Source organism: Actinomycetospora sp., from assembly GCF_036497245.1.
Lineage (GTDB): Bacteria > Actinomycetota > Actinomycetes > Mycobacteriales > Pseudonocardiaceae > Actinomycetospora.
Genome location: NZ_DASXJS010000116.1, coordinates 1 through 13,389 on the forward strand (window position 1 = coordinate 1; position 13,389 = coordinate 13,389).

Annotated in this window: 13 protein-coding genes and 1 pseudogene; 9 read left to right on the forward strand and 5 right to left on the reverse strand. The window is 75.0% G+C overall.

The features are described 5' to 3' along the window. Positions 1–113, forward strand: a pseudogene (locus tag VGI02_RS11905) (IS982 family transposase); the annotation flags it as partial. Between the two features lie 20 nt (positions 114–133). Here VGI02_RS11905 and purU read toward each other — a convergent pair. Together purU and VGI02_RS11915 are read right to left on the reverse strand one after the other, a co-directional pair. Beyond that, positions 134–997: a formyltetrahydrofolate deformylase gene (gene purU / locus VGI02_RS11910; protein ID WP_331627570.1), complete on the reverse strand. Its 864-nt coding sequence runs from the start codon at positions 995–997 to the stop codon at positions 134–136. A gap of 28 nt (positions 998–1,025) precedes the next feature. After that, the gene (locus tag VGI02_RS11915) at positions 1,026–1,328 is read right to left on the reverse strand and encodes a hypothetical protein (RefSeq protein ID WP_331627572.1); all 303 of its coding nucleotides are present in this window, start codon (positions 1,326–1,328) and stop codon (positions 1,026–1,028) included. A 384-nt stretch (positions 1,329–1,712) separates the two neighbouring features. Between VGI02_RS11915 and VGI02_RS11920 the strand changes: the two genes are divergently transcribed. Further along, positions 1,713–1,958 (forward strand): hypothetical protein, encoded by a 246-nt coding sequence (locus VGI02_RS11920; RefSeq protein WP_331627573.1) that lies wholly within the window; start codon positions 1,713–1,715, stop codon positions 1,956–1,958. A gap of 136 nt (positions 1,959–2,094) precedes the next feature. After that, positions 2,095–2,301 (forward strand): hypothetical protein, encoded by a 207-nt coding sequence (locus tag VGI02_RS11925; protein ID WP_331627574.1) that lies wholly within the window; start codon positions 2,095–2,097, stop codon positions 2,299–2,301. Positions 2,302–2,364: 63 nt separating this feature from the next. On the opposite strand, the gene VGI02_RS11930 is transcribed toward VGI02_RS11925, so the two are convergent. Together VGI02_RS11930 and VGI02_RS11935 are read right to left on the reverse strand one after the other, a co-directional pair. Next, complete coding sequence (locus VGI02_RS11930; RefSeq protein ID WP_331627575.1) at positions 2,365–2,538, reverse strand: CsbD family protein; 174 nt, start codon at positions 2,536–2,538, stop codon at positions 2,365–2,367. 28 nt (positions 2,539–2,566) lie between these two features. Next, entirely contained in the window at positions 2,567–3,568 is a 1,002-nt protein-coding gene (locus VGI02_RS11935; protein WP_331627577.1) for a DUF3048 domain-containing protein, read from the reverse strand. A 45-nt stretch (positions 3,569–3,613) separates the two neighbouring features. Between VGI02_RS11935 and VGI02_RS11940 the strand changes: the two genes are divergently transcribed. From VGI02_RS11940 to VGI02_RS11960, 5 genes are all read left to right on the forward strand, one after another. Further along, entirely contained in the window at positions 3,614–4,333 is a 720-nt protein-coding gene (locus VGI02_RS11940) for a DUF1707 SHOCT-like domain-containing protein (RefSeq protein ID WP_331627578.1), read from the forward strand. A gap of 57 nt (positions 4,334–4,390) precedes the next feature. Next, complete coding sequence (locus VGI02_RS11945; protein ID WP_331627579.1) at positions 4,391–6,196, forward strand: protein kinase domain-containing protein; 1,806 nt, start codon at positions 4,391–4,393, stop codon at positions 6,194–6,196. Positions 6,197–6,266: 70 nt separating this feature from the next. Further along, positions 6,267–6,656, forward strand: coding sequence for a hypothetical protein (locus tag VGI02_RS11950; RefSeq protein ID WP_331627581.1), 390 nt, complete (start codon positions 6,267–6,269; stop codon positions 6,654–6,656). Between the two features lie 20 nt (positions 6,657–6,676). Then, positions 6,677–7,684 (forward strand): acetamidase/formamidase family protein, encoded by a 1,008-nt coding sequence (locus tag VGI02_RS11955; protein ID WP_331627582.1) that lies wholly within the window; start codon positions 6,677–6,679, stop codon positions 7,682–7,684. 15 nt (positions 7,685–7,699) lie between these two features. Next, a complete protein-coding gene (locus VGI02_RS11960) occupies positions 7,700–8,458 on the forward strand; it encodes an SDR family NAD(P)-dependent oxidoreductase (protein WP_331627583.1) in 759 nt (252 codons plus the stop codon). A gap of 190 nt (positions 8,459–8,648) precedes the next feature. On the opposite strand, the gene VGI02_RS11965 is transcribed toward VGI02_RS11960, so the two are convergent. Continuing rightward, positions 8,649–9,155: a hypothetical protein gene (locus VGI02_RS11965; RefSeq protein ID WP_331627584.1), complete on the reverse strand. Its 507-nt coding sequence runs from the start codon at positions 9,153–9,155 to the stop codon at positions 8,649–8,651. 1,403 nt (positions 9,156–10,558) lie between these two features. Between VGI02_RS11965 and VGI02_RS11970 the strand changes: the two genes are divergently transcribed. Then, positions 10,559–13,381, forward strand: a complete 2,823-nt coding sequence (locus tag VGI02_RS11970; protein ID WP_331627585.1) for a transglycosylase domain-containing protein — start codon at positions 10,559–10,561, stop codon at positions 13,379–13,381. Positions 13,382–13,389 lie beyond the last annotated feature (8 nt).

Here is a 13,389-nt window from a genome sequence, read left to right on the forward strand (position 1 = left end):
CGGGGGTCTACGCCCGCGTCGCCGCCCGCCTGCTCACCCTGGCCGCCACGATCTGGCACAACTGGCAGATCAACGCCCCCAGCAAGCGCTCATTGATCGCCTACGACCACTGATCCCGATCGGACTCACTCATCTAGAACACGATCGTCGTGTTCCCGTCCCGCATGACGCGGTCCTCGCAGTGCGCGCGGACCGCGCGGGAGAGCACGGAGCGCTCGACGTCGGCCCCGAGGCGGGTGAGGTCGGCCGTCGAGTGCCGGTGGTTCACCCGGATCACGTCCTGCTCGATGATCGGGCCCTCGTCCAGGTCCTCGGTCACGTAGTGCGCGGTGGCGCCGACGATCTTGACCCCGCGCTCCTTGGCCCGTCGGTAGGGCACTGCGCCGACGAAGGCCGGCAGGAACGAGTGGTGGATGTTGATCATCGGGGCGTCGAGCGCGCCGAGCAGGGTGCCCGAGACGATCTGCATGTAGCGGGCGAGCACCACCAGGTCGAGCCCCGCGAGCAGCTCCGCCTGGCGGGCCTCGGCCTCGGGCTTGGTCTCGGGCGTGACCGCCACGTGCACGAACGGGACGCCGAACGACTCGACGGCGGGCGCCAGGTCCGGGTGGTTGGAGACGACGACCTCGACCGACACGTCCAGCTCGCCGCGCTGCGTGCGCCACAGCAGGTCCAGCAGGCAGTGGTCGATCCGCGACACCATGATCCCCAGGCGCTTGGGCACCGCGGCATCGGCGACGGTGAACTCCATTCCGAAGCCCCGGGCGACGTCGGAGCCGAACGCGGCCCGCAGGCGGTCGAGGTTCCCGTGCGGCAGGGCGAACTCGGTGCGCTGGAAGTAGGTGCCGCCGCTGCGGGCGGTGGCGTGCTGGTCGAGCGAGAGGATGTTCGCGCCGGAAGCGGACAGGAAGGACGCGACCGCGGCGACGATGCCCTGCCGGTCGGGACAGCGCACGAGCAGTCGGCCGATGGTGTCCTCGGGCGGGGTGCCGGTCACGCGCCGGAGGGTACTGACGGCCGGCCGGTCAGGACCGGCAGGCGACCTGGCGCGTCGAGAGCTGCAGGGGGATCAGGGCGTCGTTGCGACGCCGCACGATGGCGGTGGCGAGATCCCGGGCGCGGGCGTCGATGTCCTCGTCGTGGCCGTCGGCGAGCGTGGCGGCCGCCTCACCCACCTCGAGCGCGACGCGCGCGAGCTCGTCGAGCAGGTCCGCCGACCAGTCGAAACGGTCCACGTTCGCGGGGCAGGCGACGCGGGCGCTCCCGAGCTCGGCCAGCGCCCGGTGGGCGCTGTGTACGAGTTCCCGCAAGGTCCGACCCTCGTCCACGTGCCGCTCCTCGTCCGAGATCGCGCTCCGCCCCGTCGGGAGTGCCCGGCACGCCGACATTCACACGCGTCCGGATGGCACGGCGGTGGCCGATCGGTGAACGGACGACCAGCGTGGTCCCGGCGACGGGTCCGGGTGCTCCGGCGACGAACGGTCGTCACCCGTCCGCCGCGGCCCGGTCGCGCAAAGAGAGGGGCCCGGCCGGCGGGGGGACACCGACCGGGCTGTCGTCGATCACGGGGGGCATGATCGACGCCCGGATGGTTCCGCTCGGTGGTGGGCGGCGTCAAGGACCTCGGTCGCGCGCGGGTGTGCGATGGGTCTCCGGGCCCGTCGCACCCGTGCGACGATGGATGCCGAGCTGCGATCGGGAGGGGGACGACGATGCGGATCCGGCTCCGGGACGGTCCCTGCCGCGGCGAGCACGACGTGCGGATCGCCGAGACCGCCGCGCCGCCCGAGGAGTACCTCGTGCTCGTCGAGAAGGGCCCCCGCATGCCCGTCGACGGGCTCAACGGCGGCTCGATCCCCGGCATCAACGTCTACGCCGTGCACCGCCTCGACCGGCAGGATCCCGACGGCACCCCGGTCTACGGGTTCCGCGGCGAGCGCCACCAGCGGGGCTACTGACCCCGCGGCCCGCTGATCGCCTGCGGACGCCCGTCCGCCGAGCGACGTCGGGAGTTCACCCCGCCGAACCGCACGCTCCGCCACGAGCGGGGTACTCGGACGCCCGGACACCGCAGCCGATCACCGGGAGGGCGACATGGGACAGATCGACGCCAAGCTGGACAAGCAGTACGAGGACACCCCGATCTCGGAGCTCGCCGACGCGCCGGTCGCAGCGCTGCAGGGTGTGAGCGACGACGACGCCGAGCACCTCAAGAGCGCGTTCAACATCAAGACGATCCGCGACCTCGGGACGAACAAGTACTTCCTGTGGGCGCAGGCGATCGCCAGGCTCGCCGAGTAGGACCCGCACGCACGACGGGGGCCCGGCCGATCGGCCGGGCCCCCGCCGCGTGTTCGGAGTGGATCAGCCCTTGAAGGCGTCCTTGATCTTCTCGCCGGCCTGCTTGACGTTGCCCTTGACCTGGTCGCCCTTGCCCTCGGCCTGGAGCTCCTCGTCGTCCTGGAGCTTGCCGGCGGTCTCCTTCGCCTTGCCCTTGAGCTCGTCGGCCTTGTTGTCGATCTTGTCTCCGGTAGCCATACCCACGAGTACCCGTCCGGCCCGGTCGTCATCCCGGGGCCCGGGCGAGCAGCACCCACACCGGCCCGGTCGCGAAGGTCATCGGCCGGCCGTCGGCGCCGGTGAACGTCGTCGGGGCGGTCGGCGCGGGCCGCGACCAGGTGCCGGTCCAGCGCTTGCCGTCGCGCAGCACGTCGACCGGGCCCCGGCCCACGGTGACCGCCGTCGGCGACGGCGCCCCGACCACGTCGTGGATCGCCGAGGTCGTGATCGGAACCCGCTGGACGACGACGGTCGCCGGACCGTTCGCGGTGACCGTCGGGCTGCCGTTGAACGCCACCGTGTAGCGGCCGTTCGCGGCGTGCACGTCGACCTTGGTGCTCCCGATGGTCTCGACGACGTCGGCCGCGGGCTGGCCGCCCGCCGGCGCCGCCCCGAACCGGAACCCGATGTCCCGCGGGGCGGCGACCCCCTGCGCGGCGGCGACGAGCCCCGCCGGGGTGCCGTAGAGGTTGTGCGGGGCGTCGCCGCGACCCCGGTGGTAGGCCCCCGCGACCTGCGCGGGCGAGACCGGCATCACCGGCCCGGAGGACACGAGGCGGTCCAGTTCCGGGGCGTTGCCGGAGAACGCCAGCGCCGGGCGCCCGTAGGCGGCCAGCAGGTCGATGTCGGACTCCCGGAAGCTGCGCACCGGACCCACCGACGGCGGCAGGTGCGAGGCGAACACCGTGAGCAGCCGCGTGACCCCGCCCTCGACCGGCTCCACGTAGACCACGTCCGCGTCGGCCACCCCGGTCCAGGGCCTGCCCTGTGGGGAGTTGTCGACCTTGACGGCGAGCACGGCCGACCCGGCGGCCCCGGGCTGGCCGGTCAACGGGGAGACGTGGGCGGCGGGCGTGGCCACCGGCGTCCTGGCGGGCGCGGCCGCCGGCGGGGACGGCGTCGGCCGGTGCGAGGTCCACACCACCACGCCCAGGACGACCGCGACGGCGAGGGCGATCACCACCGCGACCGCCGTCGTCGACTCGGTACTACGCCGTTCGCCCGCCACGGCGACATCATTCGCCGCGCGGTCGGCGCACCTATGATCGGGGCCATGGCCCGCCGGCCCGCGCAGCGCCTCCCCGCGGAGGAGACCCCGCCCGAGGACCGGCGCCAGCGCGCCTCGGACGCCGAGCGCGAGGACGTCGCCGCGCTGCTGGCCCGCGCGATGGTCGCCGGCCGGCTCACCCCCGCGGAGTACAGCGAGCGCGCCGCCGTCGCGCAGGGCGCCCGCCATCGCGACGAGCTCGACGGCCTGCTGGCCGACCTCCCCGGCGCGGTGCTGCACTCCTCGCACGGCAGCGACGTCCTCGGACTCGAGGCCGGGCTGGGTGGCTCGATCAGCCGCCGCGGGCTCTGGCGGGTGCCGCCGACGGTGCGGGTGCACAGCTGGGTCGGGTCGGTCCTGCTCGACTTCTCCGAGGCCGAGTGCGCCACCTCCGTCGTGGCCGTGGAGCTCGCGACGGGGATGTGCTCGCCGACGGTCGTGCTGCCCGGCGACGCCACCGCCGACGTCGACGACATGCGCATCTCCGCGGGTTCGGTGCGCGACGAGACCGTGCACCGCCTCGAGCGGGGGTCGCTGCACGTCTCGGTCCGGGGGCGCCACGCGTTCGGCGACGTGGTCCTGCGCCACCCCGTGCGGGGCCGCTGGGAACGGCTCCGGGCCCTGCCGCAGACCGCGCCGCGCGCGCTCGCGCACCGGGTCGCGGAGCGCCGCCCGGGTCGACCCGCCCACGACGAGGGCCCGCCGGGCGGGCGCGCGGAGCGGTAACGTCGGACGGTGCGCCGCCCGCTCGGGGGCGGTCCCGGACGGGGGAGGGGGGTCGTCGTGAGCTTCGATCCCACGCTGGGCGCGCGTTTCCTGCTCCCGCTGCTCGTGGGCCTCGTCGTCGCGCTGCTGATGAGCCCGCTGCACACCGCGCTGGCCCGCCGACGGCGCCAGGCGTTGCTGGTGGACCGCGTCGTCACCGGTCGGGTCGCCCGCCTGACCGGCCCGGAGCGTCGTCGCGCGATCCGCCACCTGCACGCCGAGGCGGGGCACCCGGTGAGCGTCGTCGCCGGGCTCGCGCTGGCCTCGGGCGTCGTCACGCTGATCGGCGCCGTGGTCACCGCACGCGCCGCGGCGGGCTCGACCGACCGGAAGGCGATGCTCACCCGTCTGTTCGACCAGCTCGACGCGGCGGGGCTGCCCGCGCCGTCGGGCTCCACCGGGCTCGTCGTCGTGGCGGTGGCCGTCGGGGTGGTCCTCGCCTTGGCGGTCGGCACGCTGCACGTCGCCACGCTCGACCTCGAGCGCCGCCGCGCGATGCCGGTGACGCGGCCCTGGCCGTGGTCCAAGCGGCGCGTCACCTGGCTCGCCGCCGGCGTCGTGATGCTCGTCCTGCTCGGCGTCGGGATCCAGACCGGCGGTCTCGCGGCCGGGCTGTTCCTGCTCGGCCACCAGCTCATGGCCCGCGCGATGCGGCCCCGCGCCTGCACCGTCGCGCCCGTGCTGCCCGAGGCGCTGCGCGCGGCGCGCCTGCCCGGGCCGAAGGAACGACGGCTCATCCGCTCGCGCCGCGGGCCCGCCCCGGGCCTGCCCGGCGCCTCCGGACCGCCCCAGCAGCCGGTGCGCCCGGCGTCGTCGGGACCTCCGCGGAACGCTCCCGCGCGCCCGCCCCGGCCCTCGACCCCGGGCCCGGTGGTGCCGCCGCGGCCCACCGCCGCCCCGCACCCGCCCACGGCCGCCACGCGGCTGGTGGACATGGCGCCGCCCGAGCAGCCGCTCACGCCGCACGACCCGCGGACCGTCGGGGAGTACCAGCTCACCGGGCGCCTCGGCTCCGGCGGCATGGGCACGGTCTACCTCGGCCACCGCGCCGGGGTGAACGGGTCGGTGGCGATCAAGGTGCTCGCGCCCCACCTGCTCGACGACGTCGATGCCCGCACCCGCTTCCTGCGCGAGGGCCAGACGCTGCAGAAGGTCACCGGCGACTACACGGCCCGGGTGCACGGCGTCGGCTTCGACGGCTCGATGCCCTACATCGTCATGGAGCGTCTGGACGGGCCGTCGCTGCACGCGCTGGTCGCGGAGAGCGGCGCGGTGCGCGACCCCGAGACGCTGACCCGGATCGCGATCGCGCTGGCCCGGGCGCTCGCCGCGCTGCACAACGACGGGATCACCCACCGCGACCTCAAGCCCGGCAACATCCTGCTGACCTCCGCGGGTCCGAAGGTCGTGGACTTCGGCATCGCCCGGGTGGTCGGCCAGACCCACCACACCCCGGCCGGGAACATGGTCGGGACGCCGGGCTACATGGCGCCCGAGCAGGTCACCGGCAACGGCGCGGGCCCGGCGACCGACGTCTGGGCCTGGGCGTGCTGCGTGGTGTTCGCGGCGCGCGGGGACCACCTGTTCGACGGCGAGAACGTCGTCGACATCGCCCGCCGCATCCTCGACGGCCCGCCCTCGGACGCATTCACGGGCGTCGGTCGGGTCTCCCCGCGGCTGGTGCCGGTGCTGCGCCGCGCCACCGCCCAGGACGCCTCCGACCGTCCCCGCGACGGCGCCGCGCTGCTGCGCCTGCTCGACCGCAGCGGCGCCGCCGCGACGGTCGGCTCCTTCGCCTGGGACAAGCTGGTCGGCGCCCGCTAGTCGGCGCCCGGGCGGCCCGGCCGCTGCTACGGTTCGCCTCGCCGGGAGGGCTCGAGAACGGGGAGTGTGCGTGGCCAGCTGGGACGACCTCGTGCTGTGGGTGCGGGTCCGCTACGAGGTGATGGCGCAGGACGCGGACGGCCTCACCTTCCGGCTGCCGACGACCGACGGGCGGGACCAGCTGGTCTACGTCCGGCACCGTGGGGAGTTCGAGGGGCAGGACTGGATGCAGATCGAGTCGCCGATCGCCCGCCTCGACGACATCGACGCCCGGCGGCTGCTCGAGCTGACCGAATCGACCGTCGTGGGCGGAGCCGCCGCCGTGGCGGGCACGGCGATCTTCCGCCACGCCGCCCCGCTGTCCGACATGACCTTCGCCGAGTTCGAGGCCCCGTTCCGCCTGGTCACGGCGACGGCGGACGACCTGGAGCGCAAGCTCACGGGTGCCGACAGCTACTAGTGCCGCGACCGGAGGTCCACGTGGACGTCGTCGAGTTCTCGCCCGGCCCGGAGGAGTACGCCTGGACCTTCGGCGGTGCCCCGCCGATCCGTGAGGTCGCGCCGGGCAGCGTGATGCGCCTGTGGTGCGACGACGCCTTCGCCGGCAAGATCCGCTCGGTCACCGACCTCGCGAGCGCGACGCTCGACCCCCGGTTCCTCAACCCGCAGACCGGGCCGTTCGCCGTCACGGGCGCCGAGCCCGGCGACACGCTCGTGCTGCACCTGGTCGACCTCACCCCGGCCCGCGACTGGGGTGCCTCGACGCTCGTCCCGTTCTTCGGCGGGCTCACCGGCACCGACCGGACGGCGCTGCTCGACGACGCCCTGCCCGAGCAGACCTGGATCTACGAGCTCGACCGGGCGCGCGGCACCGTCACCTTCGCCGCGCAGCGCAGCGACTTCACCGTCGACCTGCCCGTCGCACCCATGCTCGGGACCGTCGGCGTCGCCCCGGCCAACCGCGAGGTCCGCTCCTCGCTGACGCCCGACGCGTTCGGCGGGAACATGGACACCCCGGAGATGCGGGCCGGCGTGACCTGCTACCTCCCGGTCAACGAGCCGGGCGCGATCTTCTCGGTGGGCGACGGGCACTACCGCCAGGGCGAGGGGGAGTCCTGCGGGACCGCCGTCGAGGGCGCGATGGACGTCACCCTGATCGTCGACCTGGTGAAGGGCTCCACGGCGCCCGCCCCGGCGTGGCCGCGGCTGGAGAACGACGGCGAGCTCATCACCGTGGGGTCGTCCCGGCCGCTCGAGGACGCCTGGCGGATCGGGCAGAAGGAGATGATCTCCTGGCTGGGCGCGCTGCACGGGCTCGACCGCCTCGACGCCTACCAGTTGCTCACCCAGGTCTCGCTCGCCCCGCTCGCCAACGTCGTCGACACCAACTACAGCGCCGTGACGAAGGTGCCCAAGGCGTTCCTGCCGCGCGCCGAGCCGTACGACGGCCTGCACGCCGACCTGCGCGCGCGAGCCGCGCGCCTGTAGCCCCTGGAGGCTCCCATGGATCTCGGACTGTCCGGTGCGCGTGCGCTCGTGACCGGCGGCAGCCGTGGCATCGGCCGGGCGATCGTCGAGGCCCTCACCGAGGAGGGGGCCGCCGTCTCGTTCTGCGCGCGCTCCGCCGACGGCGTCGAGAAGGCCCTCGCCGAGATGCGCGAGGCGGGCCGCACGGTGTACGGCGCGCCCGTCGACGTCGCCGACGGGGATGCGCTGCGCTCCTGGGTGACGGCGTCGGCGGAGGAGCTCGGGGGCCTCGACGTCGTCGTCGCCAACGTCTCGGCCCTGGCGATCCCCGGGTCCGAGGAGAACTGGGAGGCCTCGTTCCGCACCGACATGCTTGGCACGGTGCGGCTCGTGGAGGCGGCCCTGCCGTACCTCGAGGCCTCCGACCGCGGCGCGATCGTCACGGTGTCCAGCGTCTCGGGCCGCGAGATCGACTTCGCTGCGGGGCCGTACGGGACGATGAAGGGCGCGATCGTGCACTACACGCAGGGGCTGGCGTACCAGCTCGCGGGCCGGGTCCGGGCCAACACCGTGTCGCCAGGGAACACCTACTTCGCCGGCGGGGTGTGGGAGTCCATCGAGCAGGGCGACCCCGACCTGTACGCCCACGCGCTCTCGCTCAACCCGACCGGGCGCATGGCGCGGCCCGAGGAGATCGCCCGGGCGGTCGCCTTCCTCGCGAGCCCGGCCGCCTCGTTCGTCAGCGGGACCAACCTCGTCGTGGACGGGGCGCTGACCCGGGGCGTGCAGCTGTAGGTGCGCTCCGCGCTCGTGAGCAGTGATCGGCTCCGTGACCGACCACCAGCACCGAGTGGACTTCCATGGCTCACGCGGGAGCCGTGAGGGTCCACTCAGCCAGGGCCCACGCAGGCGCGGTCGAGCCTGCCGGGAACCGGGTCCTCGGGACCCGGTTCTCGGGGAGTGTCCGGCGTCGGGGCTCGCCGCGCTACTGCTCCCGAGCCGACGGCACCTGCTCCGGGCCGAACAGCAGGGTGACGACGGCCTGCGCGGCCGCCCCGACCGCGTCGACGGCGGCGACGACGCCCCGGGCGGTCCAGTCGACGACGACCTCGACGCCGCGGCGGGCGGCCGAGCCGGCGAGGGCCCACGTCGAGGGCGGGGCGACGGTGTGCCGGACGGGCAGGTCGCGGCGGGCGCGGACCAGGGCCGTCGACGGGGCGGGCGCGGACGACGGGGCGCCTGCGGAATGGCCGGCGGGGTGGCCGGCGGGGTCGCCACCGACCCGACGACGCGGGAGCAGCGGACCGATGTGCGGGTGGCGCGGCGCGGGGATGTGGGCGGAGAACCGTGCCGGACCCTCCCCGAAGCGGGCGATGGCGGCCGCCTCGCCCGCCACCAGACCCGACCGGTTCCGTGACGGCTCGGGCTCCCGGGGCCCGCGCGGGCGCCGGGCGTCGGCGTCCCCGGACCCGTCGTCCGGCTCGTCGGTCATGACCCACCTCTCGGCGACTCTCGACGTCGATCGTGATGACTCGGGGTGATCGTGGCGTGAAGTCCCTGCCGTGTCGTCGCCGACCGGCAGGTTCCTGGCGAGCGGGGACAGTGTCACCCACGAGCAGGAGCCTGGCACGCCGCTCGCCGCATGTTTCCATCCGGTCACGGAGCACAGGGGATCACCCCTGTAGCCGAGTCCCGCTTCAGCCGTTGCCCACTCACGGGTGCTCCTGGGCAGTCACCGGCCTGGGCGGACCCACCGATTACCGGATCGGGTCACCGTTCGTCGCCGAGCGGTGGCACGTCGCCACCAGGGCGGCGGACCGGTTCGGTGCAGAGACCAGATCGTGATGCAATCGGGACCTCAAGCCCGAGCGGGCGCCGGGTGCGGACGCGGGAGGTGGAGCGATGGCGGGAGCACATTCCAGGTCCTCGCGACACGAGCGCCCCGAGGACCGCGTCACGCCCCGTGACCTCGACGCCGACGTCGACCGCGACTACGGCGAGATCTTCCGCCCGCGTCCGGCCGACGACCCGGCTCCGCCCTCACCGCCCATCGGGTTCCCAACCGCGCTGTCCTCCTCGTCCTTCCGGGCGCCGGGCGCCGGGCGGCACGCCGAGCCGGAGCCCGCGGCTGTCGGCGCCGGCTCGTCCTCGTGGGCGAACGAGAATGCCTCCCGGCGCGAGCCGTCCGTGTCCGACCGAGCTCCCGCCCGGGGATGGAGCCCTTCGGGCTCTCCGTCGACCGGCACGGGTTCGCGCGGCCCGGGACGGTCGGCCACCCTGGCGCCCCCGCCGGCCGTGCCCCCGCCCCCGGCCGCCCCGCGTCCGGGAGAGACCGGCTCCGGCCGGCCGGGGTCCGGTCCGGTCGCACCGCGCGCACCGCACTCGCTCTCGGGGCCGCAGGCGCTGGCCGCCCCACCGGTGCCGCCCGCCCGCCCCGCCGGACCGCCCTCCCGCCCGGGAACGCCGTCCGCGCCCGACACACGGTCCGGTCGGGGTGGTCCGTCCGCGCCCCCGACCACCTCGCGTCCGCCCGCCGGCCGTGGGCGCCCCGCGGCACCGGCGCGGCCGACGAGCCCACCTCCGCCGGCGCCCGGTCGTCCGGCCCCGGCCGGACCCACCGGTCCCGGAGCGGGCGCTCCGACGACGGGTGCGGGCCCCCGGCCCGGTGGACCCCGTGCCCGTCCGGCCGGTCCGGCGACCGGGTCCGGCCGACCCCCCGCGGGCCCGCCGACCGGCTCCCGCCCGCTGCCCGCCGGCGGCCCGGCGAACACCGGCGCCGGACCGAACAGCGCCGGACCGAACAGCGCCGGACCGAACGGTGCCGGACCGAACGGCGCCGGGCCCAACGGCGCCGGGCCCAACGGCGCCGGACCGAAGCCGGCCACCGGCGCCGCGGTGACCGGCGCCGCGGTGACCGGTGCCGCGGTGAACGGTGCCGCGGGACCCCGTACGGCGGCGAAGCCGATCACCGGGGCCACCACCGGTACGGCGGTGAAGCCGATCGACGGGACCGCCACCGGGACGCCGGGGGAGTCGGCCGACGACCCCGCGACGAAGGCCGCGAATGGCGCCGCCGCGACGGGCACGAAGCCCGGCGCCCGCCCCACGGTCCCGCCGGCCCGGACCGTCGACGGCACCGCGATCGGGCCGGCGATCGACCGGCTCGACGACGAGGACGGCGACGACGACGCCGAGGGCTCGACCCGCGAGGGCGCCACCGCCACCCGCACCACGGCGGCCTCGCGCCCGACCACCAGGTCCCGCGCGACGGGCACGGGCCGCCGCACCACCGGCGTCCCGCAGTCCGCGCAGACCCGCGCCGGGCGCCGCGCCGCGGGGCGGGACGGCCTCTCCCGCGCCGCGGGCCGCGCCCGCACCGGCCGCAAGCCGACCCAGGCCGGCACCCGTCGCGACGCGACCCGGCAGCCCGATGCCCGCCCGACCCCGCCGCGGGGGCGGGCCGCCACGGCGGTGGCGGCGCTGGTCGTCGCCGTCGCCGCGAAGGTCCGGCACTGGCCGGGCGGCGAGCGGCTCGTCGCCGCCGGCCACTGGGTCGACGGGCACGTCCAGACGTACCTCGACGGCAAGGACCCGGGCTCGCTCACGGCCTCGGCGTGGCTCTGGCGCCGCCGCCGTCGCGCGGGCTACGCGCTGCTCACGACGGTGATCGGCGTCCCGCTGCTGACCCTCGCCCTGGGCTGGCTGTTCATCCCGGTGCCCAACGCCGACGCCGCGGTGGAGAGCCAGCTCAACACGGTCTCGTTCTCCGACGGCAGCGTCCTCGCCCGTGTCGCGCCCGGCGAACAGGGCAACCGGCAGAAGGTCTCGATCAACCAGATCCCGCTCCCGGTCCAGCACGCCGTGCTCTCCGCGGAGGACCGGACCTTCTACACCAACTCCGGGTTCGACGTCGCCGGCATCTTGCACGCCGCGTTCAAGCAGATCACCGGCGGTGCGGGCGGCGGCTCGACGATCACGCAGCAGTACGTCAAGAACGCGATGGTCGGCGACGAGCACTCGTACCTCCGCAAGTTCCGCGAGCTGATCATCTCCGCGAAGATCACGCAGGAGTACTCGAAGGACCAGGTGCTCGAGGACTACCTCAACAGCATCTACCTCGGTCGCGGCGCCTACGGCATCCAGGCGGCGTCGCAGGCGTACTTCAACAAGTCCGTCCAGCAGCTCACCCCCGCCGAGGGCGCGATGATCGCGGGCCTCATCCAGGCGCCGTCGCAGTGGGACCCGGCGGTCAACATCCAGGGTTCGCAGAACCGCTGGAACTACGTCATGGACGGCATGGTGTCCTCGGGCTGGCTCTCCCCGGCCCAGCGCGCCACGGCCCGGTTTCCGGCCACCGCGCCGCCCCGCAAGACCGTCAACGGGGTGCCCGACGACGCCCGCGGCCACATCTACTCCGCGGTCAAGGACGAGCTGCGCTCGCTGGGCATCGACGAGGACGCGCTCGTCACCGAGGGACTGCAGATCCAGACGACGATCGACCCGAAGGCCCAGCAGGACGCGGTCGACGCCGTCCACCACGAGATGGAGGGCAAGCCGGCGAACCTGCGCACCGCGGCCGTGTCGGTCGACCCCCGCACCGGCGACGTCCTGGCCTACTACGGCGGCGACAACGGTTCGGGGCTGGACTACGCCCAGGTGTCCAAGCAGGCCGGCTCGACGTTCAAGCCGTTCGTCATGCTCGCCGCCCTGGAGCACGACCCGCCGATCGGGATCAGCACCCAGTTCGACGGCCAGCAGGTCGCCGGCAGGACGGTGCGCAACGTCGAGGGCGCTGACTGCAGCAGCTGCTCGCTCAAGCGGGCCATGACGCTGTCGAACAACGTGGTCTTCACCGCGCTCGGCAACGAGGTCGGGCCCCAGGCGGTCGCGAACGCGGCCCACCAGGCCGGGATCTCGGCGAAGCTCGACAACCCCAACAGCGGCATCGCCCTCGGCAACGTCGAGGTGACGCCGCTGGAGATGGCCGGCGCCTACGCGACGTTCGCGAACGACGGCGTCTACCACAAGCCGCACCTCGTCCAGAAGGTCACGACGTCGAGCGGCGAGGTCCTCTACGACCACGCGGCCGACCAGGGCGAGCCGCGGATCGACCCGAAGGTCGCGCGCAACGTCACCGAGGCGATGCGCGACGTGCCGACCTACGACGGTGCCTCGCTCTCCGGCGGCCGGCAGGCGGCGGGCAAGACGGGCACCGTCCAGTCGCACGTGGACAACCAGAACAACGACGCCTGGATGGTCGGGTACACGCCGTCGGTGGTCGCCTCCATCTGGGTCGGGACCGACGACAACACGCCGATCCAGTACGGCGACGGGCGGCCGATCTACGGGCACGGGATCCCGAGCGACATCTGGCAGACCTTCATGAACGGCGCCTCGCAGGGCACGCCCAAGCAGACGTTCGGCGACTTCGTGCCGGTGACGGGTACCGACCCCGGCGAGACCGCCAGCGGCGAGGGTCAGCAGGCGGGAACGTCGTCGGCGAGCCCGACGACGACGACGTCGAAGGCCTCGACGCGGGCGAGCGCCCCGACCGCGCCGTCGGCGACCGTGGCTCCCACCCCCGCGCCCGCCGCGGCACCCGGCGCAGGCGCCGCGGAGGCCGCACCGCCCGCGCAGGAACCGGCCGCCCAGCAGCCCGAGGCGGCGCAGCAGCAGGCGCCCGCGGAGGAGCAGGACGTGCCCACCGACGGCGGCTGAGTCCCGCC